A 25477-nucleotide genomic window follows, 5' to 3' on the forward strand; every position below is an offset into this window, starting at 1 on the left:
CCCCTAAGCCGTCGGCCGCCGTCGTCCGCGTGATATCCGTGACAGGGCCGCCCCGGTAACGTGGAAACGGCCCGGCCCGGCGGTAAAGTGTGGGCGTGGGTTTGGATTTTACGGCGATTGACTTCGAGACGGCGAACGGGTTCAGGGGCTCCCCCTGCGCCGTGGGGCTGACCAAGGTCCGCGGCGGCCGTGTGGTGGAGGAAGCGTCCTGGCTGATGCGCCCGCCCCCGCGCCACGACCACTTTGAGTACCACAACACCCGTATCCACGGCATCACCTCAGCCGACGTGGCATTGCAGCCGCGGTTCGGCGACCTGTTCCCGGAGATCGGCGCCTTCATCGGCGGCGATGTGCTGGCCGCCCACAACGCGGCCTTTGACCTCGGCGTGATCCGCTCGGCCCTGGAAGTCTCCGGCCTTCCCGGCCCGGCCTACGACTATGTGTGCACGGTGATGCTGTCGCGGCGGTGCTATTCGCTGGTCTCCAACTCGCTGCCTTTCGCCGCGGAGGAAGCCGGTGTGCCGCTGGTGAACCACCACGACGCCGCCGAGGATGCCCGCGCCTGCGCCGGGATCCTGATCGACATCGCTGCGCGCAACGGCGCCAACAGCGTGGCGGAGCTGTACCTGTCGCTGGGGCTGGTGATGCCCCGGCAGGAGGCGTTTGACCCCGCCATCGACCCGCTCTCCAAGCCCAGCCTGGCCGCCCTTTCCTCGGGCAACGGCGCTGCGCTGTTCCGGCCCTTCCAGTCGGGCTGGCCGGAGGAGGGCGCCAACCCGGAGCCCAACCCGGCCGCCGCACCGGGGCATCCGTTGCATGGCCAAACCATCGTGTTCACCGGTTCGCTGTCCATCGGCCGGCCCGAAGCGAAAATCCGGTCCGCGGAACTTGGTGCCCGTCCCGAGAGCCGGGTAACGGGCCGCACCACCGTTCTGGTGGTGGGCGACGGTTTTGTGGCCGCAGACCTCCGGTCCGGCCGGCTCACGGGCAAAGCCAAACGCGTCCTGGAGCTCCACGACCGGGGCCAGGCCATCGAGGTGCTGTCCGAGGGCGAATTCCTGCAGATGGTGGGAAGTTTCGCGGCGGCCGGCGCCTGATCATCCCGCTGCCGGTCATGCGGCGCAACAAAGCTTCCAAGCCGGGGACTCCGCTCCTAGCCTTGGGCCATGAGCTCCCTTTTTGCGTTCCCCAATCCAGTCAACGAATACGCCGCCCGGGTGACGGCGGGACTGGTGGTGGTCCTTGCCCTGGCCACGGCGGTGACAGGCTCCGTCTGGGGGCTGCTTGCCCTGGCCGCAGGGTTCTGGCTCCGGGTGCTTTTCGGTCCAAGGGTTTCGCCGTTGGCCCTGCTCTCCGTCAAGGTCATCACGCCGTGGTTGGGGAAGGCCAAGCTGGTGCCGGGGCCGCCGAAGCGTTTTGCGCAGGGCCTCGGAGCCGCAATCTCCACCATTGCGCTGCTGCTGTTCCTGGCCGGCGCGGCACCTGCCGCCTGGACGGTGCTGGGACTGCTGGTGGTGGCCGCCTCGCTTGAGGCCGTCCTGGGCTTCTGCGCCGGCTGTGTCATCTTCGGGTTCCTGCAGCGCCGCGGCCTGATCCCGGCGGACGTGTGCGAGGCCTGCAACAACATCAGCCTTCGCCGGTCGTAACCTTCACCAGCAGCTCGCCCATTCCGCGGATCACCTCAGGCGCTTCCAACGCCTCCAGCCAGTCGGCCGGGAGGCAGTCCGTGCCGTAATGCGCGCCCAGGATGTTGCCCGCGATGGATCCGGTGGAATCGCTGTCCCCGCTGTGGTTGACCGCCAAGGCGACGGCGGCCCGGAAATGCCGGACCGGGCGGGGCTCGCCGTTGTCCGCGGCGTCCGTGGGGATTGTGGCCAGGACAGCGTAAAGCGCGACGGCGAACGCCTCCTCCGCCACCCAGCCCTCGCCAAGTGCCGCCACCAGTTCCTCCGGTGCCACCACGCCCTGCCCGGCAAGCCGCAGCGCGGCGTCGAGGCGCCCCGGCAGTTCCGGGGCGACGTCCTTCACGGTGGCTGCATGGGCTGCCACGGTGGCTGCCGCCCCGGCCAGGGTTTCGCCGGCCACAAGGTGGTGGATCAGGAGGCTGAACACCCCGGCGCTTTGCCGGGCAGAAGGGTGGCCATGCGTGAGGGAGGCGGCGTCGGAGCTGAGTTTGTAGACGGCGTCGGCCGTGATGTGCGGGATCAGCCCGAACGGTGCCGATCGCATCACCGTGCCGCACCCTTTCGACTCCGGGTTGACGGGCCGGATTGAGGTGCCCATTTCTCCGGTGGCAAGGCCAGAGAGACAGGCTTTGCCGGGGTGGCGTTGCTGGTGGAGGACGGCGTTTGAATCAATCCAGCGCGCTTGCGGTGCAGGCGCCCGGGGGCCGGCCTCGACACCCTGCGTGGCCAGCCAGCGCAGGTAGGACAGCCACAGGCAGGCGTTGGCGTCTGCGCCGACACCCGAGTTGGCCCACTCCAGCGCCTCCACCAGCCCGTCCACGGTGTAGAGGGTCATTTGGGTGTCATCGGAGAAATGGGCTGGGCGGTCGAGGGCACCGAAGCCCTGCAGGCCGCTGTTGCCGAAGCGGGACCGGATTGTTGCCATGGAATCGAACTCCACCGCGTAGCCCAGCGCGTCTCCCAGGGCACCGCCCAGGAGGCAGCCGTGGATGCGGGACTTCAGGGCGGGGCCGGGCTGGCCGGATTCGAGGCTCATGGTGCAAATTTACCGTGGCAGGGTGGCCGGCCCGAGCCACGGGCCCGCGGCAGTGCCCGCTTGAGGGCACCTCCAGCAAACCCACAGCCTGGACTGGAAGAGTGTTGGGGTTGCCAGCGGCAACACTGCCATCCACCCCTGACTTAAGGTTTCCCATGCGCACGCCTGCCCCTGCCCGGTCCGATACCCGTCAGCCGGATGCTGCCGGCGAATCCCAGCAGGGCGGACTGCTGCCCCGGCTGGCCGCCGAAGCTTTCGGCAGCCTGTTCATCACCGTGGTGGCCCTGGGCGTTCCGCTGTTCAGCATTCCGCAGACCAGTCCGCTGCCTTCGGCTTTGGCCGCGGGCCTGGCCATCACTGCTGCCATGATCGCCTTCGGACACGTCTCGGGCGGTCACTTCAACCCGGCCATCACGGTGGGCCATCTCCTGGCCGGGCGGATCCGCGCCGGCCGCTCGGCAGCGTACGTCGCCGCACAACTGGCGGGGGCCTTGGTTGGCGCGCTTGCCCTCTTCGGTGTCCTGAGTACGCTTCCCGGCATCCAGGACAGCCGCACGGCATTCGCCACGGTGACCGCCGGCTTTGCCGAGCACTCGATTGTGCAGGCGCCGCTGGGTGCCGTGCTGCTCTTGGAGCTGCTGGGCTCCATCATCATCGTGGCCGTGTTCCTGGGCGCGGGATCGCGTGCCAACACCGCCCGGGCGGCCGCCCCGGTGGCCGTGGGCCTGGCCTTCGCCGCGCTTCTTCAATTGGGCCAGACTCTGGGCAACCTTCCCTTCAACCCCGCCCGCGCCCTTGCTTCGGCGGTCTTCAGCCCAGGATGGGCGGTTGAGCAGGTCTGGGTCTTCCTGCTGATGCCACTGGTGGGCGGCACCATCGCGGGCCTGCTGTTCCGCGTTTTCGACTCTGCCGCTGCTTCGACGCCGGTGGCAGCCATCGACGGCGGCGACCCCGCAGCTGATACCGCGGATGACGTCGCCGCGGCAGGGGGCCGGTCTGGTGTTGACGGCCAGGACGACGGCGGCTTCCGGGACGCTGCCGACGGCGGCGACGCGTCCGCCGTCGACGGTTTCCTGCCGGAATCCGAACCTTCCCGGCAGGGCCCGGCGGGCGCCGCCGCAACTCCTTCGGCCAGTACCGACGAGGCCCGGGAATTCTTTGACGGAAAGCGCGGCTGATGCGCCCCGCTGCGGCGGGTGCGCAAACTGTCGGTGCCAGCCGCTAGCGTAGAAATATGCGGTTATTACACACCTCGGACTGGCATCTGGGCCGGTCCTTTCACGGCGTAGGCATGCTGGACGCCCAACGGGACTTCATTGACCAGCTGGTGGCGGCCGTCAGCGGTCACAACGTCGATGTGGTCCTGATTGCCGGCGACGTCTACGACCGCGCGCTGCCGGGCGTGGACGTGGTCCGGCTCCTGGATGATGCGCTGGTGCGGATCACCGAAGCCGGTGCCATGGTGGTGCTCACCAGCGGAAACCACGACTCCGCCATCCGGCTGGGCTTTGCCGCCAGGCTCCTGGAACGCGGGGGAGTGCACCTGCGGACCCGGGTGGAACACCTGGCCCAGCCGCTGCTCCTGCCGCTCGGGGAGGACCCTGACGGGGCCTCCGCCCAGCTGGCCATTTACGGCATTCCCTGGCTGGAACCACGGCTCGTCGCGGACCAGCTGGGCGTTCCGGCCAGCCATTTCGAAGTGACACAGGCCGCCACCGGGCTCATCCGCGCCGATCTGGCGGAACGTCCCGGTACCGTCCACTCGGTGGTCCTGGCGCACACCTTCGCCACCGGCGGCATCAGTTCCGACAGCGAGCGGGACCTCAGCATAGGCGGCGTGGGGGCCGTCCCGCTGGATCTGTTTGACGGCTTCAGCTACACCGCACTGGGCCACCTGCATGGCAGGCAGCAGCTGTCGCCCCAGGTCAGGTACTCCGGCTCCCCGCTGGCGTATTCGTTCTCGGAAGCGGGCCACCGTAAGGGCGGCTGGCTGGTGGACATCGAAGCAGGGGGCGTCACCGCTGTCCAGGAAATCCACTGGGAAGCGCCCCGGGAGCTCGCTGTTCTCCGCGGCCATTTGGCTGAACTTCTGGCCTCGCCGGACCACGCGTGGGCGGAAACCGCCTACTGCCAGGTCACCCTCACGGATCCGCAGCGTCCCGCCCGGGCCATGGAACAGCTGCGGCAACGGTTCCCGGACACCCTGGTCCTGGGCTTCGACCCGGACGGGGCCACAGCGGCAAGCACCGCCACCTACAGCAGCAGGCTGGCCGGCGCACCGGACGACCTCGCCGTCTGCTGCGGATTCCTGGACCACGTGCGTGGCCGCGAACCTGATCCGGACGAAACCGCAGCACTGGCCGCAGCGATCGAGAACGTGCGCCTGCAGGAGGTGTCCCGATGAGGATCCACGCACTTCGGATTTCAGCGTTCGGGCCGTTCGCCGGTACGGAGGACATCGACTTCGACCGGCTCAGCGCGCATGGCCTGTTCCTGCTCAACGGCCCCACGGGTGCCGGCAAGACCAGCGTCCTGGATGCCATCTGCTTCGCCCTGTACGGCTCTGTTCCGGGTGCCCGGCAGGACGGCAAGCGGCTCCGCAGCGACCATGCGGAGCCAGGCCAGGAACCTGCTGTCACCTGCGAGTTTTCCGCACAGGGCCGGCGGTTCGAAGTGACCAGGTCACCGGCCTGGGACAAACCCAGCGCCCGCGGCAAAAACGGCTTCACCACCCAGCAGGCCAAGACCCTCCTGCGCGAGCGGGTGGGCGGCGCCTGGCAGGAAAAGTCCACCCGCAATGATGAAGCAGGCGCCGAGATTCTGGCCCTGCTGGGGATGGACCGTGAGCAGTTCACCCGGGTGGTGATGCTGCCGCAGGGCGATTTCGCCGCGTTCCTCCGTTCCAAGGCGTCGGACCGGCTGGAACTGCTGCAGAAACTGTTTGGCACCCAGCGCTTCGAATCCCTGGAACAGGAACTGTCCCGCCAGGCCCAGGCCGCCAAGGAAAGTGTGGCCGCGCTGACAGCCCGGCTGGGCGTCTTGTTTGGCCGCGCCGAATCGGAGGCCGCGGCCCTGGAGTTGGCCACTGAGGATGCCCCGGCCGCCGAGACTGCTGAGCGGCTGGAATGGCTCACCGACGCTGTTGAAGACCGGCTCGGCGAGCTGACGAAGGCCGCTTCGGCGGCGGGTACGGCCAGCACGGCCCGCGCCGCCGAAGTGGAAGCGGAAGCAGCCCGCCAGGACCGGCGTGCCAGGCTCGAAGCCTCGGACGTCCGGGCGCAGGCAGTGCACGACTCTGCCGCGCAGGTCGCCAGCCAGCTCGAACGGCTTGACCGCCACCGCCAGGCGGAAGTCCTGGCCGCACACCTTCAGGGTGTTGACTCCGCAGCGGCAAAGGTGGCCGGCGCAGCCTCAGCAGCCGAATCAGCACTGACCCTGCTCCGGTTGGCGGCGGCGGAAGACCCGGAATTGGCCCGGCTGGAGCTGGACCAGGAGCAGGATCTGGAGCAGGCCGGGCGCTCCGGGACGGCGCCGCTGTCCGGCGCCACGGCGGAACTGGGACGGCTCCGCTCGCTGCTGGCCGTGGTGGAAGCCCGCGTGCCGGACGAAGACCGGCTGCGGGAACTTCGCACCCGGCACACCACCCTTGCGGGCCGGCACAACCTGGCCGGCAAGGCGCTGGCGGACCTGGACAGCCGCGAAGTCCGGCTGGGTGCCGATCGCAGCGCGCTGATGGCGGGCCTGCCGGACCTTGAGCTGCGCGCCGGGGCCGAACCTTTGTTGAGCAAGGAGGCTGCTGCTGCCGGGGAACTGCTGGACGTGGTCCGCCGCCATGCCGCGGCCCTCACCGGCCGTACAGCTGTCCACCTCCGGTACGAACAGGCCCGGGAAGTCCGGTTGGAAACCAAACGCGAGTGGCTCGATCTGCGCGAAGCGAGGCTGGCCAACGCCGCCGCCGAGTTGGCCGCCCATCTGCTTCCCGGCAGCCCCTGTCCTGTCTGCGGCAGCGGCGAGCACCCGCTTCCTGCGACCTCCGGCCACGGCGGCCCTGGCCTGGCCCAGGCGGAGGAGGCTGCGCAGCAGGAGCACGAGGCGGCTGAGGCCGCATTTGTGCAGGTCAGCAGGGAACTGTCGGACGCAGACCAGAAGATCGCCGTCCTGGTCAGCCAGGGTGGCGACACCCCGGAGGAGCAGGCACGCCAGGACGCACACGATGCCCGGGAGGCGGCCCGCGCCGCCAGGGACGCCGCGGCCGAACTCGCCACAAAGCGGGAAGAGCTGGCGAAGACGGATGATGCCATTGCCGCCACGGCCAAAGCCCGCGCTGCCACGGAAGCGGAACTGGCGCAGGCCGCCACGGAGCTTGCCGGCCTGGCGGAACAGACCGAAACCCTGGACCAGGCGTTGCTTGAGCTCCGCAACGGGCATCGGAGCCTGCCGCAGCGCCTGCGGGCCCTGGAAAAATCGGCGGCAGTCCTCGCCAAGGCCCTGGACGGACAGGAACGGCTGGAGCGGGCACGGGCAGCGGCCGCTGAGGCGGCGGAACAGCTGGAGCAGGCATTGCCGGGGGCAGGATTCAGCAGCCCCGACGAAGCCCGGGAGCGGTTGCTGGCCGGCGCGGAGGCAGCCTCGCTCCAGGCACAGGTCCGGGCCGCGCAGGACGAAGCCGCGCGTGTGGCTGAACTGTTTGCCTCCCCGGACCTGGTCCAGGCCCGGGAGGAACAGGCCGCCGGGCCCGGAGCCGGCACCGATGGACTCCTGGCCCTTCGCGGGGCCGCTGCCGCTGCCCGCGAGGAAGCGAGGCAGGCGGACCTCGCCGCCGGTCTGGCCGGGCGTTGCCTCGCCGCGCTGCAGGCAATGGGCACCGAATACGCTGACCTGACGGGGGCGGCCCGGGGGCCCGCCGAGCGTGCTCAGATGCTGGCCGGCCTGGCGGACGCCGCAGCCGGCCGGGGCGAGAATACTTACCGCATGAGCCTGAACAGCTATGTCCTGGCCGCCCGGCTGGAACAGGTGGCCCTGGCCGCGTCGGAACGGCTGGTGGCCATGAGTGATGGCCGGTACCTGCTCCAGCACACCGACGCCAAGGCTGCCCGCGGCGCCAAGTCCGGCCTGGGCCTGGAGGTTGTGGACCAGTGGACGGGATTCCGCCGGGACACCTCCACCCTGTCCGGCGGTGAATCCTTTATGGCCTCGTTGTCGCTGGCCCTCGGGCTGGCGGACGTGGTCCAGCAGGAAGCCGGCGGCGTGGAAATTGAGACACTTTTTGTGGACGAAGGTTTTGGCAGCCTCGACGAGCAGTCACTGGAACAGGTCATGGACGCTCTGGAAGGCCTGCGGGATGGCGGCAGGGTGGTAGGCCTGGTCAGCCATGTGGGGGAGATGAAGCAGCGGATTGGGACCCAGCTCCAGGTCATCAAGACCAGGACCGGGTCCACGCTGCGCATTACCGACGCCCTGGACCTGCCCGGGTAGCGGCGCCGATATACTGGAACAGTTACCGGGTTTCGCGCATCGGGAGGAGGGACGGTGCGCAGAGAGTAAACGAGCCCGGAAATGACGCCACAACCTTCTCCCGCTGCAACCAACAACACCCTTGAGGCCGGCCCCGCCACCGCTGCCCCGGTGGGCCGCTTCGCCCGCCTTCCACAGCTGGCCGGCCGCAGTTTCCTGCCTCTGGGCCTCTTCGCCCGGCTGCCGCTGGCCATGCTCACGGTTGGCACACTGACCCTGGTCACCTCCGTCAGCAGCTCCTACGCCATTGGCGGAACCGCTGCCGGGGCCGTAGGCATCGGTTCGGCCCTTGGCGCGCCGATACTCGGTGCGCTGGCAGACCGGCGCGGCCAACGCCCTGTCCTGCTGGTGGCCGCTGTCCTCAATACCCTCGCCGTTGTGTCGCTGATCGTCGCCGCCACCACCATGGGCCAGGCTGGTGGGTTCCCCGTATTTGTCCTGGCGACGGCGTTCCTGGCCGGCGCCAGCTGCCCGCAGGTGGGGCCGCTGGCCCGGGTCCGCTGGATGGCCCTGGCCTCCCGCGGAGTGCCGGCGGATAACAACCGCGACCTTGACACGGCACTCTCGTACGAAAGCACGGCAGACGAAGTGACCTTCGTCCTGGGGCCTGCCCTGGTGGGCATCCTCGCCAGCCTGCTGGCGCCGTGGCTGCCGCTTGCCCTCGCCGCGGCCATGACCATCACGCTGGTCCCGGCGTTCGCCTCGCACCCGACGCACCGCTCGGTGCCGGTCAGCCGCCGCAGCGCAGGATCAGGCTCCGCAGCGCAGGAACCTGCAGCCAAAAAACTGCCGCCGGCCGTGATCCTGCCGGTGGTGGCAATGGTCTGCATGGGCACCTTCTTCGGCTCCACCCAGGCCGCACTCAGCGCCTTCTCGGCAGGGTTCGGCGGCTCGGAGCTGGCCGGCCTGCTGTACGCCGCCATGGGCCTGAGCTCCGCCGCCGCCGCACTCTCGGTGGCCTACTGGCCGCGCCGGTTCAGCCTTCCGCTGCGGTGGATGGTGTCCGCCTTCGCCATGGCCGCGCTCGCCGTCCTGCTGCTGCTGCCCACGTCACTCGGCGCCATGGTAGCCGTCCTGCTGGTCCTGGGCCTTCCCGTGGGACCGGTGATGGTCACCGTCTTCTCCGTGGGCGGCATGGTGGCCCCGGCCCGGCGACTGGGCACCGTTATGACGGCCCTGGCCAGCGGCATCGTGGCCGGCACGGCCCTGGGCTCCTCCATCGGCGGCCAGCTGGCGCAGACCAGCGGGTATGCAGCGGCGTTCATTGTCCCCGTGGCGGCTGCTTTGGCGCTGGCCCTCCTGGGTGCGGCAGCCGCCGTCGGACTCCGCCCGAAAGACCCGGGCGCTACTGACGCGCCGCGGAAGGCAGCGTAAGGATCTCGGCTCCGTCGGCCGTGATGGCAATGGTGTGCTCACTGTGGGCGGTCCGGCAGCCGGTGGCGCTGCGCAGGGTCCACCCGTCCGGGTCCGTGACCAGTTGGGCAGTGTCAGCCATGACCCAGGGCTCAAGCGCCAGCAGCAGGCCCGGACGCAGTTTGTAGCCGCGTCCGGGCCGGCCGGTGTTGGCGATATGGGGGTCCTGGTGCATCGTGGAGCCGATGCCGTGGCCGCCGAACTCCGTGTTGACCGGGTAGCCGGCGTTGGTGAGGACCGTGCCGATGGCGTGGGACAAATCGCCGATCCGGGCCCCCGGACGGGCAACGGCGATCCCGGCTGCCAGGGCGCGCTCCGTGGCGTTGATCATGGCAACGCTGGCTGCCGGGCGGGCCGCGCCCACCAGGAAGGTGATGGCGGAATCAGCCGCGACCCCATCCTTGATGACAGCCAGGTCAAGGGTCAGCAGATCGCCGTCGGCAAGGGTGTAATTGTGAGGCAACCCGTGCAGCACGGCGTCGTTCACGGCAGTGCAGATGTAGTGCCCAAAGGGCCCGCGGCCAAACGAGGGAGCATAGTCCACGTAACAGGACGTGGCCCCGGCCTCGAGGATCATGGCCTTGGCCCACCTGTCGATGTCCAGCAGGTTGGTGCCCACCGTGCTGCGGGCCTTGAGGGTGTGCAGGATGTCTGCCACCAGGGTCCCGGTGACCTTTGCACGGGTCAGCTCGGCGGGGTTCAGGATTTCGATCATGCAGCGCCTCCAGGCATCATTTTCCAATAACTATACCGGCCATATTATCCCGGTACTATAGTTGGTGCCATGGTCAGGTTGCCCCTCACACCCGAAGAAGTCGAGCGCGGAGAACGCCTCGGCGCCCTCCTCCGCCGAGCCCGCGGACAGCGTTCCATGTTGGAAACGGCCCTCGCAGCACGGGTTTCACCGGAAACGCTCCGCAAAATCGAGACCGGCCGGGTTGCCACGCCTGCTTTTCCCACCATCGCCGCGATCGCTGACGTGCTGGGCCTTTCGCTGGACGAGGTTTGGGCCGGGATCAATCCACCCGCCGGTGGCACCGCCCAACTCGACGGCCGCGGCGCGCCGCAGCGGTTGGCATCCTGACCGGGTGCAGCCTGGACCGGCTCTACCCGGTCACGCCAGCAGGGCCTCGATCCGGGCCGCACTGGCCGCGAGCGCTTCGCCTACAACTGCAGGGCCGTGCGCGGACCGGATGTAAACCACGGCGAGTGCGGCCGGCCTGCCGCCGGGCACCCGGACCGGTGCCGCCAGTGATGACACGCCGGGAATGACCTCGTCATGGCTGGCGGAGTACCCCTGCCGCCGGGCCTCTGCGGCTTCCGGCCGGTAGGCGATCCCGGTTCCCAGGCGCTCCCATTCGGCTTCGGTCAGGGCGGACTGGATGGCGATGCCCGGCGCGCCGGCATTGATGGGATGCCGGCTTCCGGGGTGCTGGGCCACTGTTGCGCCGGCGTGCCGGGGCTCCACCGTGACCAGCGTGATGCAGTCATGGTGGTCCCACAGCGCCACAAACGCCGTCATGTCCAGGGTGTTGGCGAGGTGGGTCAGCTCCGGCATTGCTGCTGCCTGCAGGTTCCTTGACACCCCGCGGGCCAGGACGGCGAGTCCCGGTCCCGGCATCAGCTTGCCGGCGTTGTCCCGCTCCAGCAGTGAGTGGTCCTCGAGGGTGCGCAGGATGCGGTACGCCACGGAGCGGTGCACGGCCATGGCGTCCGCCAGTTCCGCAATGGTCAGGGGGCCGGGGGCGGCAGCCAGGATCTCCAGGGCACGGATGCCGCGCGAGAGGGTCTGCGACGGGGGTGCCGCGGCCGGTGCCGCTCCGGCCGGTGCTGCAGCGGAGGAAGTCATGGCATCCATCCTAGGCCGCCACGATCCCAGGGGACCGGCCCGGCGGCGCCTGCGCCACCTCGCCATCAGGCTGGCGCCGGCACGCCACCCGCCAGGGTCCCTGCACCCAAACAACGTTGAATTTTGCCGCTTTGCGTGTCCTGACTCACATTTTCGTAGTACCCTGCTTACTAACTGACCGTTCTGTCGGTAATTATGAAGGCGTCCGGTGGCATCCCCGCCGAATAAACAATGGAGTTTCAATGACCACACCTTCCCAGGTGGACACCCTTACCGGCCCCAGCAGCAGGTACGAAGAACGCAAAGTCCTCGCCGGCACCCTGGTGGGCACCACCATCGAGTGGTACGACTTCTTTATCTTTGCCCAGCTGACGGCGACGCTGCTGTCCCCGCTCTTCCTGGCACCGCTGAACGAATCAAACCCGGGCCTGGCCCAGATCCTCTCCTTCGCCCTGATCGGCATCAGCTTCCTGTTCCGGCCGCTCGGCGCCGTGGTGGCGGGCCACCTCGGGGACCGCCTGGGCCGCAAGGCCATGCTGGTCTTCACGCTGGTGATGATGGGGGCCGCCACTGCCCTGATCGGTATGCTGCCCACCTACGCCCAGATCGGCGCCTGGGCCCCGGTCCTGCTCATCCTGCTCCGTGTTGTCCAGGGCTTCTCGGCCGGTGGCGAGTGGGGCGGTGCCGCACTGATGGCCGTGGAACACGCACCCCTGAATAAGCGCGGCCTCTTCGGCGCCTACCCCCAGATCGGCGTGCCGGTAGGCATGATCCTGGCCACCGGGTTGCTCTACTTTCTCAACACCGGAATGTCCAAGGAGGACTTCGCGGCCTGGGGCTGGCGGCTGCCGTTCCTGCTCTCCATCGTCCTGATTGTGGTGGGCTACCTCATCCGCCGCGCCGTGGCCGAAAGCCCGGTCTTCCAGGAAATGGCCCTGCGGAAGAAGGAAAGCAAGGCGCCCCTGGGCGAGCTGGTCCGCAACCACAAAAAGCCGGTCCTGTACTCCACGCTGATCTTCATCGGCAACAACGCCGCCGGCTACCTGTTGATCGCGTTCTTCATCTCCTACGCCACCCGCATCCTGAAGATGCCCACCCCGCAGATCCTGCTGGCCACCACGCTGGCGTCCTTTGGCTGGTTGATCTTCACGCTGGTGGGCGGCTGGCTTTCGGACCGGATCGGCCGGGTGAAGACGTTCGTGACCGGGTACGCGATCATCTTTGTGTGGATGATCCCCATGTTCGCCCTGATCGACACCAAAAACATCTGGCTTTACGGGCTTGCCCTGTTTGTCCTCACCATCGGACTGGGCCTCTCCTACGGGCCCATGTCGGCCATGTATGCCGAGATGTTCCCCGCTAACGTCCGGTACTCCGGCATCTCCATCGGCTATGCCTTCGGCGCCATCCTCGGCGGCGCCTTTGCGGCCACCATCGCCGAATTCCTGCTGCAAAGCACCGGGTGGACCGGCTCCATCGGCATCTACATCATGGTGCTTTGTGTCATCTCTGTGGTTGGTGTGGTGCTCGCCAAGGAGACCAAGGGCAACCCACTGGGCGTCAGCGGCGGCCACCACTAGGAACCTTTCCACGCGCCCGACGGCGGGCCGGACCACGGCGGTCCGGCCCGCCGTCGGACGTTAATCGGCAGCCGCTGCCAGGAAACCGAGCGCGTCCGCGTCCGTCAGTTGGCCGAAATTCCGGTAGAAGCTGCCCACGGCGCGGAACTTGCCGGGCAGGTGCAGGCACAGCACGGCGTCGCAGACCCGTTCCAGGGACGTCTCCGCCTCCACGGACCCCACGGGCGCCGCCGCCACCACGGCTGCCGCGTTGCCGGCCCGGACCGCCTCGACGGCAGCACGCATGGTGGCTCCCGTAGCCAGCCCGTCGTCCACCAGCAGCACCGTTTTTCCCGCCAGGTCCAGGCTGTATTCCGGGTACCGGGCCGCACGCCTGTGCAGTTCGGCGCGTTCCTGGGCCTCCACGGCTTCCAGCTGCTCCCGGCCGACCCCATGGGCCAGCACACGGTCCAGCAGCGGCCGGTTGAGGAGCCGGACGGTGCGTCCGCCGGAGCGGGCCAGCGCCCCGTAGGCGGTTTCCGGATGCCCCGGGATGCCCAGTTTCCGGACCAGGACAGCGCCTAACGGCAGGAACAGGGCCTGGGCGGCGGCAGCGGCCACGGGGATCCCGCCGCGGGCCAGGCCCAGCACCACGGTGTCCGGCCGTTCCCTGAATTGGGTCAGGACCGACGCCAGCTGCCGGCCGGCGTCGGTGCGGTCCTCAAAGCGCGTTCCCATGTGTCCCTTCCGGCCCTTTTGCCACGTCGGACCCAGCCTACCGCCGGGACGCGCGCCCGTGTGCGGCCGGCGGCTATCCGGCCAGGAACGCGATGGCCGCCTGCTTGAAGGCCCGGCTGGTCACGGCGTTGGTGTGGTTCCTGCCGGGGAGGATCAGCTGCTCGGCGCTGGTTCCGGCCTTGGCGGCCAAATCGGCCAGCCCGGCCAGGCTGCCGAGCCGTTCGTCCTGTTCGCCGGCCACCAGGAGCAAGGGGACGTGCGGCACGGCTTCGGTGGGGTCGTAGGGCTCATCCTTGATGGCTTCCACCAGGGTCAGCAGGGCGAAGATGTTGTTGCTCGGCAGCAGCTGCGCCATCCGGAGCAGCCTGGCGGTGGACTCATCCGCGATCGGGGTGCCGTCGGCCAGGAAGTCCTGGGCGGCCACCAGGTCGAATTCCGCCAGTGGGTCGGCCATGTTGGGCCCGCCCAGCACCAGTCGGTGCACCAGTTCGGGCTGGGTGGCGCCGAATTCCCAGGCGAGCCGGGAGCCCAGCGAATACCCCACCACGTCCAGCCCGCTGGAAGGATTCCCGTCCTGCAGGGGGCGGGCCCCGGCGTCGAACGCTGCCTGCAGCAGGTCCGCGCGGATCCTGCTGGGGGAGTAGGAATCTCGGTCTTCCGGGGCGCCGCTGCGGCCGTGGCCCGGCAGGTCCACGGTGATGACCCGGCGGCCCGCATCCAGCAGCGCAGCCACCCAACCGGTGTCTTCCCAGTTCAGCTTGCTGGAGGACGAGAAACCGTGGATCAGCAGGACGGGCCTGAGGCCGGCGTCCGATGCCGGATCGTGGACAGCGACAAAAAGTTGCGGGTCGGTGCCCTCTACCGTGTGGTTGTGCTGGTTGCCGGTGTGCCTGCCGCTCATGGTTTCAGTCCTCATCAAGTACGGCGCTCAGGCGGACCCTGCGCTTCGGAGCCTCCTCCGCCTGCCCCGCCGAAGGTACGCACCACTTTACCCGGCTGCGGACTTGGCAGCTCAACAGCGGATTTACCGGTTTCAACCGCCAGGGCTGCGAGGGACTTCAACCGGGCAAGCTGGCACCCGCCCCGCCCAACTAGCTCGCAGTTGTTGTCGTTTTGAACCCCCAAAACGACAACAACTGCTAGTCAGTTGGGCTGGCGGGCGCCCCCGGTGAGCCGGGCGGCCAGCCAGCAGGCCGCAGCGATCCCCGCGATCAGCGTCAGCGTGCCGAAGAGCTGCACCCGGCTGCTCTCGGCGCTGAACCCCACAGCAAAGATCACGGCCAGCAGGACCAGGCCAAGGATGGTCAGGCCCGGGAAGCCCTTCATCCGCAGGGGCAGGGGAGTGCCGGCCCGGTCCGCACGGCGCCGCAGGACCAGCTGCGAAACCAGCGCGCTGCCCCAGACCACCAGGCAGGTGGAGCCCACCAGTTGGAACAGGGCCGGCAGGATCCGCTCCGGAAACAGCAGCTCCAGGACAGTCGCGATGAAACCAAACGTCACCGACACGCCCACGGCCGCCATGGGCACCCCGGCGCCGCGCAGCCGGGCCAGGAACCGGGGTGCTTCCCCACGGCCGGCGAGGGAGTACACCATCCGGGACGCGCCGTACAGGTTGGCATTCAATGCCGAGAGGAGCGCGACGACGGCCACCAGGGTGATGGCGGTGGCCGCCCCCGGGATCCGGGCGGCGTCCAGGACCCCCGCAAACGGGGAGGCCAGGGCCTCGGAGGTGGCGGGCAGGACTGCAGCGATCACCAGCACGGAACCGATGTAGAACACCAGGATCCGCCACACCACGGTGCGGATGGCCTTGCCGACGCTGTGCTCCGGGTCTTCGGTTTCGGCGGCGGCAACGGACACAATCTCGGTCCCGCCGAAAGCAAAAATCACCACAAACAGTGCCGCGGCCACACCTCCCAGGCCCTCAGGGGCAAAGTCGGTGGTGAGGTTGGCCAGGCCCGGCGAGGCCACCTCCGGGAGAAGACCCAGGAGCAGGGCTGCGCCCACGCCGAGGAACAGGATGATGGCGGCCACCTTGAGGACGGCGAACCAGAACTCGAACTCGCCGAAGTTCCGGACGCCGGCGAGGTTGATGCCCGTGAACACCACCATAAACAGGAGTGCGAGCGCCCAGACAGGAACCACCGGCCACACGGAAAACAGCAGCCCGGCGGCGCCGAGTGCTTCAGCGGCAATAACCACCACCAGCTGCAGCCACCACAACCAGCCGATGGTGGCGCCGGCAGTCTTTCCCATGGCACGCTCGGCGTAGACCGAGAATGCGCCGCTGTTGGGGTTGGCGGCAGCCATTTCGCCCAGCGCCCACATGACCAGGATGATCAGGGTGCCGGCCACCAGGTACGAGATGAGCACTGCCGGCCCGGCCGCTTGCACGCCGGCACCTGAGCCAAGGAACAGGCCCGCGCCGATGGCACTGCCCAGTCCCATCATGGTGAGCTGGCGGGGCTTCATGCTATGGCCCAGCTGGGGCTGTGGATGTGCCGGGGCGTGCTTCTCCGTCATGGGCTGCCTTCTTGGGTTCGGGGGGATCCTCGTGGGACCACTTGAATTTACCGCCTGAGCCCGTGCAGGCCGTACCGGGCGGACTGGCCGGCGCGAAACGATGGGTACAGAGGTCCGGCGAAACGGCCGGGCACCCGAAGCCTCCCGCCTCCCCGGTCCTTGTGCCGGACGCCGATTTCCCGGGCCGGACCCTGAACCCGGTGGTGGCTGCTGCATGACCGGCCGGGACTGCTGCCGGCAACATTTCGGTTTCGGGCCGTGGAGTCGTAGAATTAGTTCTAGTCAAAGTGACTTTAACTGATGAGGTGGCTCCGGAAGGAGGCGGTGGCAGCGATGTATTCGAACTCGGCAAACGTTTCCGAACGCCAGGCGGCACCGCCGGCACTGGCCATTTCCACGGTGATCTTCGCGCTCCGACCCAGCGAGAGTTCCGGCCGGCCCACGCTGTGGCTGCCGTTGGTGCGCCGGATCCGGGAACCCTACAAGGACCAGTGGGCCCTTCCCGGCGGCCCGCTGAGCCAGGTCGATTCCCTGCAGGACGCGGCCGCGCGGAACCTCCGGGAAACCACCGGGTTGGCCCCCAGCTACCTCGAGCAGCTGTACGCCTTCGGTGGCCTTCACCGCTCGCCCACCCAGCGCGTTGTCTCGATCGTCTACTGGGCACTGGTGCAGCCCACAGAAGCTGCGCTCACCGACGAATCCGAGAACGTCCGGTGGTTCCGGGCGGACCGGTTGGGCACGCTGGCCTTCGACCACAACGCCATCGTGGAGTACGCGCTCTGGCGGCTGCGGAACAAGCTCGCCTACGGCTCAGTGGCCTACCACCTGCTCGGGGAGTACTTCACCCTGGCCCAGGTCCGGGAAGTCTACGAGGCTGTCCTGGACCGCCAGCTGGACCCCGGCAACTTCCGCAGGCAACTCAAGGCGACCCCGGAAATCGAAGAAACCGGGGAATTCCTCCAGGGCGGGAAGCACCGCCCGCCACGCCTTTACCGCTTCACCGGCCGGCCCGGCCTTGACCCAGACAACAGGAGCACACCATGACCAGCGTCAACACAGCAATCCAGCTGATCACGCGCGAACAAGCTGAAAAGGGCGGCGCCGCAGAGCGCAGCACCTGCAGCCCGGCCCTCGCCAAAGGTCCCTGGGACTACGACCTTGCCGAAGCCCTCGCCGGCATTCCCGCCTACGGACCCGGCGCCTCCAGCGCCGACGCCGCACCCGCCGCCACGCCCCGCCAGGGCCAGCTGCCGGAGGAGTACAAAAAGGCCACCGATGCCGAACTGGCGACCCGCATCCTCGCTGCGAAAGCCACGCTGGGCAACCGGGCCGTGGTCCTGGGCCACTTCTACCAGCGGGACGAGGTCATCCAGTACGCGGACTTTGTGGGCGATTCCTTCCAGCTGGCCAACGCTGCCCTGACCAGGCCCGATGCCGAAGCGATCATTTTCTGCGGGGTGCATTTTATGGCCGAAACAGCGGACATCCTCTCCACCCCCGAACAGGCAGTCATCCTGCCCAACCTCGCCGCCGGCTGCTCCATGGCGGACATGGCCGACGCCGGGTCGGTGGAGGAATGCTGGGAACAACTCACGGAAATCTTCGGCACCGAGCCCGACGCCGACGGCCGGGTCCCGGTCATCCCCGTCACCTACATGAACTCCTCCGCAGCGCTGAAGGCCTTCTGTGGCGAACACGGCGGCATCGTCTGCACGTCCTCAAACGCGAAGACCGTGCTCGAATGGGCTTTTGCGCGTGGACAGCGGGTGCTCTTCTTCCCGGACCAGCACCTGGGCAGGAACACCGCCAAGGCCCTGGGCGTGCCGCTGGAGCAAATGCCAATGTGGAATCCGAACAAGGACCTGGGCGGCAACAGCAGCGAGGCGTTGCAGGATTCCCGGGTCATCCTGTGGCACGGTTTCTGCTCCGTCCACAAGCGCTTCAACGTGGGCCAGATTGAAAAGGCCCGGCAGGACTTCCCCGGGGTGCAGGTCATTGTGCACCCGGAATGCCCCATGGAAGTGGTGGATGCCGCCGATTCCGCCGGTTCCACCGATTTCATCAAAAAGGCCATCGCCGCAGCCACGGAACCCACCACGTTCGCGATCGGCACGGAAATCAACATGGTGAACCGGCTGGCCGCCGAATACCCGCAGCACACCATTTTCTGCCTGGACCCGGTGATCTGCCCCTGCTCCACGATGTACCGGATCCACCCCGGCTACCTCGCGTGGGTCCTGGAGGAACTCGTGGCAGGGCGCGTGGTCAACCGGATCACCGTCGATGATGCCGTCCAGGCCAACGCCCGGACCGCGCTTGAGCGTATGCTCGCGGCCAGGCCATAATGCAGCGCCCGCCCCGCACTTCTGCCCGGCCGCTGGCCACCCGCCGGCTCGCCATCCTGGGCAGCGGCATCGCCGGGCTCTACGCGGCACTGCTGGCGGGCGATGCCGGCGCGGAGGTGGTGCTGCTGACCAAGGGCCGGCTGGATCAAAGCAACACCTGGTACGCCCAGGGCGGCATCTCGGCCGTCCTGGACCATCCCGCTCCCGGCGACACGGTGGCAGCGCACATCGCCGATACCCTGCAGGCGGGGGCCGGCCATTGCAACCGGGCCGCCGTGGAAGTGATGTGCCGCGAAGCACGCCAGGACATTGCCGGGCTGGCACGCTACGGCGTCGAGTTTGATCCAGGGTCCGACGGCGGTCCGGCCCTTGGCCTTGAAGCTGCCCACAGTGCCCCGCGGATCCTGCACGCCGGCGGAGACGCCACGGGAGCCAGGGTGGCCGCCGCCCTGATCAGCGAAGTCCTCGCCCGGGAAGCCGGGGGCCAGCTGACCATCCTGGCCGGGGCCCACGCCACGGCGCTGCACCAGGCAGGCGGCAAGGTGACAGGGGTGGACTACCTCCAGGCCGGACGTCCGGCCACCCTCGACGCCGACGCCGTGCTGCTGGCCACCGGGGGAGCAGGGCAGCTGTTCGCCCAGACCACCAACCCCGCCGTGGCCACCGCAGATGGCCTGGCGCTCGCCGTCCGCGCCGGGGCAGCTGTCAGTGACCTCGAGTTCTTCCAGTTCCACCCCACCTGCCTGGTCCAGCCGGGCAGCGCGGGCGGGCCCGGCTGCAGCGGCGATCCGCTGCTCATTTCAGAAGCCGTGCGTGGCGAAGGCGCACTCCTGGTGGACGGCAGCGGCCGCCGCTTTATGCGCGCCTACCACCCTGACGCGGAGCTGGCACCCCGCGACGTGGTCTCGCGCAGCATCGCCCTGCACCTGGCCAAACTTGGCGACCCCAACGGCCACATCTACCTGGATGCCCGCGGTATCGAAGCGGCCAAGGGCGCAGGGTTCCTCCGCCGCCGGTTTCCCACGCTCACCCAAAAAACCCTCGACGCCGGCATTGACTGGACCCGGGACGTGGTCCCCGTGGCGCCCGCCGCGCACTACTGGATGGGCGGCGTGGCCACGGACCTCTCTGCCCGCACCAGCCTTCCCGGGCTCTACGCGGCCGGGGAAGTTGCCTGCACCGGCGTCCAGGGCGCAAACCGCCTGGCCAGCAACTCCCTGCTGGAAGGGCTGGTGTTTGGCCGCCGCGCCGTCGAATCCTTCCTCTCACCCGGCCCGGCCTGGGCGCCGGCGGGGACCATTCCTTCGGCGCAGGCCTTTGGCACACCCGCCAAGGCGTCGCCCGGCCCGCAGGCAGCTGCAGGCGAGCCGTTTTCCCGGGAAGCGCTGCGGCGGCTGATGACCGCCAAAGCCGGCGTGTTGCGGAACGGACAGCTGCTGGCTGAGGCAGGCACGCTCCTGGCCGCCTGGGCCGCTGCGGTGCAACCCCTGAAAGTCCCCGCGGACGCTGATCCCCGCAGCCACGAGGACGCCAACCTGCTGCTGGCGGCGCAACTCCTGGTGGCCGGCGCCATCTCGCGGCGCGCCTCGGTGGGCGCGCACTACCGCAGCGACAGCACCGACGTCGACCATTCCCCCACCGCCGTCAGCCGGCGCCCGAAAGCGAGCCTTGTCCATGACTGATTCAACAGCCACCCTCCCGCAGGCCCCCGTCCGCGACATCCTGGAGCGCGCCTTCGCCGAGGACGCCCCCGCCGGCGACATCACCTCCCAGCTGCTCATTCCCGCCGGCGCCCGCGCCACGGCCGTCCTGAACGCCCGGGTGCCCGGGGTGTTCAGCGGCGCCACGGTGTTCCGCGACGCCATGCTGCTGGTTGATCCGGATACCCAGGTGCAGCTCCTGGTGCAGGATGGGGAAACGTTCGACGCCGGAACGCACCTCGCGCGGGTCAGCGGACGGGCCCGCTCGGTGCTGCTGGCCGAACGGGTGGCCCTCAACCTGGTCCAGCGGATGTCCGCGATCGCCACCAAAACCGCGGAGTTCGTTCGCCTTGTGGAGGGGACTTCCGCCCGGATCACAGACACCCGCAAAACCACGCCCGGACTGCGGATCCTCGAACGCCATGCGGTGAGGTGCGGCGGCGGGGCCAACCATCGGTACAGCCTCTCCGATGCAGTGCTCGCCAAGGACAACCACCTGGCCGTGATGACCGGGGGAGACCCCGCCCGGCTCACCGGCCTGCTGTTGGCGGCCAGAGCGCAGCTGGGGCACACCACCCACTTCGAGGTGGAGGTGGACAGCATGGACCAGATCGATCCCGTACTTGCGGCCGGGGTGGACACCATCATGCTGGATAACTTCACGGTGGAGGATCTGCACGCAGGCGTGACGCTGGTGGCCGGCCGGGCCCGTGTTGAAGCCAGCGGCAACGTGAACCTGGCCACCGTAGCGGACATCGCCGCCACCGGTGTGGACGTCATCTCCATCGGCGCCCTGACCCACACGGTGGCGGCCCTGGACCTTGGCCTGGACATTGAACTGACCGCGGGGTGAACGGGCTTTGATTTTCCTCGACGCCGCAGCCACCACACCGGTCCGGCGGGAAGTGCTGGAGGCCATGTGGCCCTACCTGACCGGCGAGTTCGGCAACCCGTCCAGCCACCACTCGCTCGGCGAATCAGCAGCTGCCGCTTTGGCCGGCGCCAGGGCTTCGGTGGCCAGCGCACTGGGCTGCCGTCCAGGGGAGCTGACGTTCACCTCCGGCGGGACCGAGGCGGACAACCTGGCCATCAAGGGGATCGCCCTGGCCAGGCAGGCCGCGGACCCACGGCTTAAACGGATCCTGATCAGCGCCATCGAACACCCGGCCGTCGAAGAGTCCGCCCGGTACCTTGAGCGGTTCCATGGATTCACCGTTGACGTGGCGCCCGTGGACGGAACCGGGCTGGTGACCCCGGAAGCCTTTGCGGGCTGCCTCCATCCCGGGACCGCTGTGGCCAGCGTGATGTACGCCAACAACGAGGTGGGTACTGTCCAGCCGGTGGCGGCACTGGCTGCGCTGGCGCACGGGCTGGACATCCCCTTCCACACCGACGCCGTCCAGGCCGCGGGGTGGCTGCCGCTGGACACCAAGGCCCTGGGCGTTGATGCCATGAGCATTTCCGGCCACAAGCTTGGCGCCCCCAAAGGCTGCGGCGTACTTTTTGTGCGGAGCCGGACCCGGCTGGAACCCCTTCTCCACGGCGGCGGCCAGGAACGGGGCCGCCGGTCCGGGACCGAGAACGTGGCGTCCGCCGTGGGCCTGGCCACCGCCCTGACAATGGCGAAGGCAGGACAGCCGGAGCGGTCCGGCCACGTGGCGGACCTGCGGGACGGGTTCATTGCCGCTGTACTCGCGGGGGTGCCTGGCGCAGTCCGCACCGGACATTCCTCGGAGCGGCTGCCATCGGTGGCGTCGTTCTGCTTCCCCGGGACCAGCGGCGAATCGGTCCTGCTGGACCTGGAACGCCAGGGGGTGGTGTGTTCCAGCGGTTCCGCGTGCGCTGCTGGTTCCGACGCGCCGTCGCCGGTGCTCACCGCCATGGGTTTCCCGGCCGCGGTGGCACAGACCGCGGTGCGGTTCAGCTTCGACGCCACCGTCAGCGCTGGCGACCTGGCGACCGCAGCGGAGGCCGTGGCCCGGGCTGTGGCCGGGGTCAGGAGCCTCGGTTCGGCCTGACCGCGGATTTTCCGGCTGGGGCCGGCACGCCGCTAGCGGTGCCGCGCCCGCCGGAAAATCCAGTGCCGCAGGAGCGTGAACCGGACGGCGGTGGCCAGGAACCCTGAGAGTGTGGTGGTGAGGAGCTCATCGCCCACCGTGGCAGCCGGATTCAGCCAGTGCAGGACGCCGAGGCTCCCACCCGTGATGACCAGCGCCACAACAATGACCACCAGCCCGTTCAGGTGGTCCCGGATCCTGCGCTTGCCGCCTTCAATCTTGAAGGTCAGGCGCCTGTTCAGGGCGGTGTTCAGCAGCGACGTCAGCACCAGGGCCACCGCATTGGCCAGCTGCGGACCCAGCCAGGGCCGCAGCAGCGCGTACAGGGCCAGCGACGCCGCGGTGCACAGGACGCCAACGCCGGAGAAGCGGATCAGCTGGCGGACCACCGGGAAGCGGAGGAGGCCCCGGTAGTGCCGGGTTGCTGGAAAGCTCCGGGTAGGCTGCTGCGTCGTTGTTTCCGCAGGCGCAGTGGTCGAATCCATCCGTTAAGCCTGACATATGTTCCGGCAGCCCCCGAACCATGCCTGACCGGACCATGCGGGTTACTGCGGCACGGGGCCGGGCCACGCCGATGCTGTCACCGGGTTGACCAGCTCGCCGATGCCCTCCACCCGGCACGCGACGGTGTCGCCGGGGGACAGGGGACGGCACTCGGCCGGAAACCCGGTGAGGACCAGGTCGCCGGGGTGGAGCGTCATGAACGCGGTCAGGTACACCAGGATTTCGTCCACTTTCCAGCCGAGGTCCGCCGTGCTGGCGGTTTCCAGCGCCTTCCCGTTGAGGACTACGCCCACGGCCAGGTCGGCCTCGTCAAGGCCGGTGGTGATCCATGGCCCGGCGGGCGTGAAGGTGTCCTGGCTTTTGGCACTGATCCACAGCGCGTCGGATTTCTGCAGGTCCCGGCAGGTGACGTCGTTGGCGATGGTAAACCCCAGGACTGCAGCACGGGCGGTAGCCAGCGTCAGGCCGCGGGATGTGGTGCCGATGACCACTGCCAGCTCGGCTTCCGGTTCCACCTGGCGCATCCCGGGCGCCAGTTCGATCGCAACACCTGGCCCCACCACGCTCGTGGCTGCTTTGTGGAAGGCCTGGGGCGGCTGCGCCCGTCCGGCCGGTCCCGTGTTGTGGGCCATGCCCAGCACGTTGGCCGGCGCGCTGGGGGCCAGGAAAGTAAATGCGTCCCGCGCCACGGTTGCCCCCAGCTGCCAGCTGTCGCGCCACGGGCTTGATGCGTTGGCCGCCGAGCCTGGAAAGGGCGTCCCGATGACCGTCCAGGTCCCGTCCCGGTCTGTCCAGTCCCCATCGGTCCCGGTTCCGGTGGCCGCGCTGGCCACAAAAAATTGTTCCGCGGCCGTTGCAGGGTCAGTGGGGCGTACGCGGGCAAGGCGGCGCGGGATGGTGGTCATGGGCTCAGTACAGCTCGCCCACAGGGATGTCCACGGCCAGCCGGTTGGAGGGGCCGGCCAGCGGGCACGCCCAAGCCTCGTTGTAGGCGCACGACGGGTTGTACGCAAAGTTGAAGTCGAGTACGAACTCGGCGTCCGGTCCGGAGCCGCTGACGCCGTGGAAGGCGCCCTTGATGGTGTCCAGCAGGTACCGGCCGGCCCCGTAGCTGCCGCCGGGCTGGCCGGCGGTGGCGTCCCGGAACGGGACAAAAATTCCGCCGCCGTAACCCTGCAGCTTCCAAACGGCCAGCTGGCCCATTTCCGGCAGGTCGAACGTGCCCAGCCGGACAAAATGGACCGTCCCGTCGGTACCCGTCTCAACAGTCATCTCCCGGCCGGCGCCTTCTTTGGTGAGCGGCACATGGAACCGGTAGATGGGGTCGTAGTCAGCGGTCCGCAGGCCCGAAAAGTTTGATTTGTCGGCTTTGGTCAGTGCCGAGGCCGGATGGGTGGCAAACATCAGGTCGCGCTGGTGGCGCCAGTACGAGTGGGCTTCGGCCGGGTTGTCCGCAGAAATCCGGCGGACATTGTCGTACAGGGAATACGTCCGCAGCCGCCAGTCGGCAATGTCCAGGGCGGAGATGTCCGCCAGTGATTCCTCGGGTGCGCTGTGCTGGTCTTCCGCCATACCAAACAGCCTAGTGCCAGGGACGGCTGAAGACGTCCGACGGCGACACGCCCGGCAGGTGTCCGCCGTCCGGGCCTGCGGCACCGGCAAGCCGTGGCTCGCCTACACGCCGTCGGGTCACCCCGCGGACTAGGCTGGGGCGCATGAAGCGCGCGCCGGCTGCAAGGACAATGCTCGCGACGGCAGTTGCCGCCGCCGTGCTGGCTGGGTGTTCCGCCCCGTCGGCCCCGGCACCGGCCTGGACTGCCCAGCCGGAAGACACTGCCGTAACGCAGGGCACTGCATCGCCGGATGGCACCGCGTCACCGGAAGGAACGGAGGCGGCATCAGCAAGCCCCTCAGCCACGGACACTGCCCGGCCGGTGGCCACCGCTGCGGTATGGAAGACATTTGCCGACGCCGGCCGGAAAGTCAGCTTCGACCTGCCGCAGGATTGGATCGCCCAGTCCGTGTCGCCGGCAGCGGGGACGCTGCCGGGCGCCCTGAAAATCGAGGTGAAGAAGCCCGACGGCACCTTTATGGCCGCCCTGCAGACCGGACTGCCGGCGTCGGCCGTTGACTGCCCTGAAGGATCCCGGAAACCGTACACCGTGATCAGCAGCGTGCCGGTGGACCTGCCGGCCCTGTCCGGTGAGGCCACCATCCCGCCACGCGTGGTGTTCCGGGTGATCCAGGGCTACCGGTATTTCGGTTCCTACGGCATCACCAACGTGGTGGGTGGAGCGGGCAACCTGGCCTGTGAACTGCGGAACACGGTGCGGGGGCCCGCGGCGATAGGCGACTACTCGTTCGGCGATGTGCCGGCGCTGAAGGCCTATGCAACGGATGAGTTGGTGGCCCCGGCCAAGGCCTTCGATACGTTGGCGCAGGCCGCCGCCTACGCCAATGAGGGGACTGAATTCGCCAACGTCCAGCGGATGCTAATGTCTCTGAAGGTTTCACCCTAGTCCCGCAGCCCGTGTGCCGGGACCCCGTTCACCTC

The 25477-nt window shown here is 68.8% G+C and carries 23 protein-coding genes; 14 read left to right on the top strand and 9 right to left on the bottom strand.

Annotated elements, in window-relative coordinates:
* Positions 1-95 precede the first annotated feature (95 nt).
* Both ASF72_RS06390 and ASF72_RS06395 read left to right on the top strand, forming a co-directional pair.
* Positions 96-1097, top strand: coding sequence for an exonuclease domain-containing protein (locus ASF72_RS06390; RefSeq protein WP_056597488.1), 1002 nt, complete (start codon positions 96-98; stop codon positions 1095-1097).
* A gap of 69 nt (positions 1098-1166) precedes the next feature.
* Complete coding sequence (locus tag ASF72_RS06395; RefSeq protein ID WP_056597286.1) at positions 1167-1646, top strand: DUF4395 domain-containing protein; 480 nt, start codon at positions 1167-1169, stop codon at positions 1644-1646.
* Here the strand turns inward: ASF72_RS06395 and ASF72_RS06400 are convergent.
* Positions 1627-2721: an ADP-ribosylglycohydrolase family protein gene (locus tag ASF72_RS06400; RefSeq protein ID WP_056597288.1), complete on the bottom strand. Its 1095-nt coding sequence runs from the start codon at positions 2719-2721 to the stop codon at positions 1627-1629. The genes ASF72_RS06395 and ASF72_RS06400 overlap by 20 nt on opposite strands.
* A 155-nt stretch (positions 2722-2876) precedes the next feature.
* Between ASF72_RS06400 and ASF72_RS06405 the strand changes: the two genes are divergently transcribed.
* The 4 genes from ASF72_RS06405 (at position 2877) to ASF72_RS06420 (ending at position 9609) form a co-directional block, all read left to right on the top strand.
* Positions 2877-3899, top strand: a complete 1023-nt coding sequence (locus ASF72_RS06405; protein WP_050685520.1) for an MIP/aquaporin family protein — start codon at positions 2877-2879, stop codon at positions 3897-3899.
* Positions 3900-3955: 56 nt separating this feature from the next.
* Positions 3956-5125 (top strand): exonuclease SbcCD subunit D, encoded by a 1170-nt coding sequence (locus ASF72_RS06410; protein WP_056597289.1) that lies wholly within the window; start codon positions 3956-3958, stop codon positions 5123-5125.
* Positions 5122-8196 (top strand): AAA family ATPase, encoded by a 3075-nt coding sequence (locus tag ASF72_RS06415; RefSeq protein ID WP_056597291.1) that lies wholly within the window; start codon positions 5122-5124, stop codon positions 8194-8196. Before ASF72_RS06410 ends, ASF72_RS06415 begins: the two co-directional genes overlap by 4 nt.
* 81 nt (positions 8197-8277) lie before the next feature.
* Positions 8278-9609: an MFS transporter gene (locus ASF72_RS06420; RefSeq protein WP_056597293.1), complete on the top strand. Its 1332-nt coding sequence runs from the start codon at positions 8278-8280 to the stop codon at positions 9607-9609.
* Here ASF72_RS06420 and map read toward each other — a convergent pair.
* Complete coding sequence (map, locus tag ASF72_RS06425) at positions 9581-10363, bottom strand: type I methionyl aminopeptidase (protein WP_056597295.1); 783 nt, start codon at positions 10361-10363, stop codon at positions 9581-9583. The two genes, ASF72_RS06420 and map, sit on opposite strands and share 29 nt — an antisense overlap.
* Positions 10364-10432: 69 nt before the next feature.
* Between map and ASF72_RS06430 the strand changes: the two genes are divergently transcribed.
* Positions 10433-10732 (top strand): helix-turn-helix domain-containing protein, encoded by a 300-nt coding sequence (locus ASF72_RS06430; RefSeq protein ID WP_056597296.1) that lies wholly within the window; start codon positions 10433-10435, stop codon positions 10730-10732.
* Positions 10733-10762: 30 nt separating this feature from the next.
* On the opposite strand, the gene ASF72_RS06435 is transcribed toward ASF72_RS06430, so the two are convergent.
* Positions 10763-11497 (bottom strand): IclR family transcriptional regulator, encoded by a 735-nt coding sequence (locus ASF72_RS06435; protein ID WP_056597298.1) that lies wholly within the window; start codon positions 11495-11497, stop codon positions 10763-10765.
* Between the two features lie 242 nt (positions 11498-11739).
* On the opposite strand from ASF72_RS06435, the gene ASF72_RS06440 reads away from it, so the two are divergent.
* Positions 11740-13077 (top strand): MFS transporter, encoded by a 1338-nt coding sequence (locus ASF72_RS06440; protein WP_056597300.1) that lies wholly within the window; start codon positions 11740-11742, stop codon positions 13075-13077.
* 60 nt (positions 13078-13137) lie between these two features.
* Here the strand turns inward: ASF72_RS06440 and ASF72_RS06445 are convergent, their stop codons facing one another.
* The 3 genes from ASF72_RS06445 to ASF72_RS06455 form a co-directional block, all read right to left on the bottom strand.
* A complete protein-coding gene (locus ASF72_RS06445) occupies positions 13138-13794 on the bottom strand; it encodes a phosphoribosyltransferase (RefSeq protein WP_056597301.1) in 657 nt (218 codons plus the stop codon).
* A 73-nt stretch (positions 13795-13867) separates the two neighbouring features.
* Positions 13868-14695 carry an alpha/beta fold hydrolase gene (locus tag ASF72_RS06450; RefSeq protein WP_056597303.1) on the bottom strand — a complete coding sequence of 276 codons (828 nt, stop codon included), beginning with the start codon at positions 14693-14695 and terminating at the stop codon, positions 13868-13870.
* Positions 14696-14937: 242 nt separating this feature from the next.
* Complete coding sequence (locus ASF72_RS06455; RefSeq protein WP_056597305.1) at positions 14938-16317, bottom strand: amino acid permease; 1380 nt, start codon at positions 16315-16317, stop codon at positions 14938-14940.
* A gap of 333 nt (positions 16318-16650) precedes the next feature.
* On the opposite strand from ASF72_RS06455, the gene ASF72_RS06460 reads away from it, so the two are divergent.
* From ASF72_RS06460 to ASF72_RS06480, 5 genes are read left to right on the top strand one after another with little or no spacing between them, the layout of a single operon-like run.
* Positions 16651-17361, top strand: coding sequence for an NUDIX hydrolase (locus ASF72_RS06460; RefSeq protein WP_200933628.1), 711 nt, complete (start codon positions 16651-16653; stop codon positions 17359-17361).
* Positions 17358-18662 carry a quinolinate synthase NadA gene (gene nadA / locus ASF72_RS06465; RefSeq protein ID WP_056597307.1) on the top strand — a complete coding sequence of 435 codons (1305 nt, stop codon included), beginning with the start codon at positions 17358-17360 and terminating at the stop codon, positions 18660-18662. Before ASF72_RS06460 ends, nadA begins: the two co-directional genes overlap by 4 nt.
* Positions 18662-20344, top strand: a complete 1683-nt coding sequence (nadB, locus tag ASF72_RS06470; RefSeq protein ID WP_056597309.1) for an L-aspartate oxidase — start codon at positions 18662-18664, stop codon at positions 20342-20344. Before nadA ends, nadB begins: the two co-directional genes overlap by 1 nt.
* Positions 20337-21215, top strand: coding sequence for a carboxylating nicotinate-nucleotide diphosphorylase (gene nadC, locus ASF72_RS06475; protein ID WP_050685506.1), 879 nt, complete (start codon positions 20337-20339; stop codon positions 21213-21215). The genes nadB and nadC overlap by 8 nt, the downstream gene beginning before the upstream one ends.
* A 7-nt stretch (positions 21216-21222) precedes the next feature.
* The gene (locus tag ASF72_RS06480) at positions 21223-22380 is read left to right on the top strand and encodes a cysteine desulfurase family protein (RefSeq protein WP_050685505.1); all 1158 of its coding nucleotides are present in this window, start codon (positions 21223-21225) and stop codon (positions 22378-22380) included.
* A 32-nt stretch (positions 22381-22412) separates the two neighbouring features.
* Here ASF72_RS06480 and ASF72_RS06485 read toward each other — a convergent pair whose 3' ends face one another.
* From ASF72_RS06485 to ASF72_RS06495, 3 genes are read right to left on the bottom strand one after another with little or no spacing between them, the layout of a single operon-like run.
* Positions 22413-22904 (bottom strand): GtrA family protein, encoded by a 492-nt coding sequence (locus tag ASF72_RS06485; RefSeq protein WP_050685504.1) that lies wholly within the window; start codon positions 22902-22904, stop codon positions 22413-22415.
* Positions 22905-22964: 60 nt separating this feature from the next.
* Positions 22965-23828, bottom strand: coding sequence for a fumarylacetoacetate hydrolase family protein (locus ASF72_RS06490; protein ID WP_056597310.1), 864 nt, complete (start codon positions 23826-23828; stop codon positions 22965-22967).
* 4 nt (positions 23829-23832) lie between these two features.
* A complete protein-coding gene (locus ASF72_RS06495; RefSeq protein WP_050685502.1) occupies positions 23833-24495 on the bottom strand; it encodes a DUF1684 domain-containing protein in 663 nt (220 codons plus the stop codon).
* Positions 24496-24638: 143 nt separating this feature from the next.
* Between ASF72_RS06495 and ASF72_RS06500 the strand changes: the two genes are divergently transcribed.
* Positions 24639-25442: a hypothetical protein gene (locus tag ASF72_RS06500; RefSeq protein ID WP_056597312.1), complete on the top strand. Its 804-nt coding sequence runs from the start codon at positions 24639-24641 to the stop codon at positions 25440-25442.
* The last annotated feature ends 35 nt before the right edge of the window (positions 25443-25477 follow it).

The organism is Arthrobacter sp. Leaf141 (assembly GCF_001424565.1).
Lineage (GTDB): Bacteria > Actinomycetota > Actinomycetes > Actinomycetales > Micrococcaceae > Arthrobacter.

Coding starts and splice junctions, on each gene's coding strand:
- ASF72_RS06410 (WP_056597289.1), top strand. CDS start 3,956: ATGCGGTTATTACACACCTCGGACTGGCATCTGGGCCGGTCCTTTCAC.
- nadB (WP_056597309.1), top strand. CDS start 18,662: ATGCAGCGCCCGCCCCGCACTTCTGCCCGGCCGCTGGCCACCCGCCGG.
- ASF72_RS06445 (WP_056597301.1), bottom strand. CDS start 13,794: ATGGGAACGCGCTTTGAGGACCGCACCGACGCCGGCCGGCAGCTGGCG.
- ASF72_RS06420 (WP_056597293.1), top strand. CDS start 8,278: ATGACGCCACAACCTTCTCCCGCTGCAACCAACAACACCCTTGAGGCC.
- nadC (WP_050685506.1), top strand. CDS start 20,337: ATGACTGATTCAACAGCCACCCTCCCGCAGGCCCCCGTCCGCGACATC.
- ASF72_RS06500 (WP_056597312.1), top strand. CDS start 24,639: ATGAAGCGCGCGCCGGCTGCAAGGACAATGCTCGCGACGGCAGTTGCC.
- ASF72_RS06485 (WP_050685504.1), bottom strand. CDS start 22,904: ATGGATTCGACCACTGCGCCTGCGGAAACAACGACGCAGCAGCCTACC.
- nadA (WP_056597307.1), top strand. CDS start 17,358: ATGACCAGCGTCAACACAGCAATCCAGCTGATCACGCGCGAACAAGCT.
- ASF72_RS06455 (WP_056597305.1), bottom strand. CDS start 16,317: ATGACGGAGAAGCACGCCCCGGCACATCCACAGCCCCAGCTGGGCCAT.
- ASF72_RS06440 (WP_056597300.1), top strand. CDS start 11,740: ATGACCACACCTTCCCAGGTGGACACCCTTACCGGCCCCAGCAGCAGG.
- map (WP_056597295.1), bottom strand. CDS start 10,363: ATGATCGAAATCCTGAACCCCGCCGAGCTGACCCGTGCAAAGGTCACC.
- ASF72_RS06395 (WP_056597286.1), top strand. CDS start 1,167: ATGAGCTCCCTTTTTGCGTTCCCCAATCCAGTCAACGAATACGCCGCC.
- ASF72_RS06460 (WP_200933628.1), top strand. CDS start 16,651: ATGTATTCGAACTCGGCAAACGTTTCCGAACGCCAGGCGGCACCGCCG.
- ASF72_RS06400 (WP_056597288.1), bottom strand. CDS start 2,721: ATGAGCCTCGAATCCGGCCAGCCCGGCCCCGCCCTGAAGTCCCGCATC.
- ASF72_RS06430 (WP_056597296.1), top strand. CDS start 10,433: ATGGTCAGGTTGCCCCTCACACCCGAAGAAGTCGAGCGCGGAGAACGC.
- ASF72_RS06490 (WP_056597310.1), bottom strand. CDS start 23,828: ATGACCACCATCCCGCGCCGCCTTGCCCGCGTACGCCCCACTGACCCT.
- ASF72_RS06450 (WP_056597303.1), bottom strand. CDS start 14,695: ATGAGCGGCAGGCACACCGGCAACCAGCACAACCACACGGTAGAGGGC.
- ASF72_RS06435 (WP_056597298.1), bottom strand. CDS start 11,497: ATGACTTCCTCCGCTGCAGCACCGGCCGGAGCGGCACCGGCCGCGGCA.
- ASF72_RS06495 (WP_050685502.1), bottom strand. CDS start 24,495: ATGGCGGAAGACCAGCACAGCGCACCCGAGGAATCACTGGCGGACATC.
- ASF72_RS06415 (WP_056597291.1), top strand. CDS start 5,122: ATGAGGATCCACGCACTTCGGATTTCAGCGTTCGGGCCGTTCGCCGGT.
- ASF72_RS06405 (WP_050685520.1), top strand. CDS start 2,877: ATGCGCACGCCTGCCCCTGCCCGGTCCGATACCCGTCAGCCGGATGCT.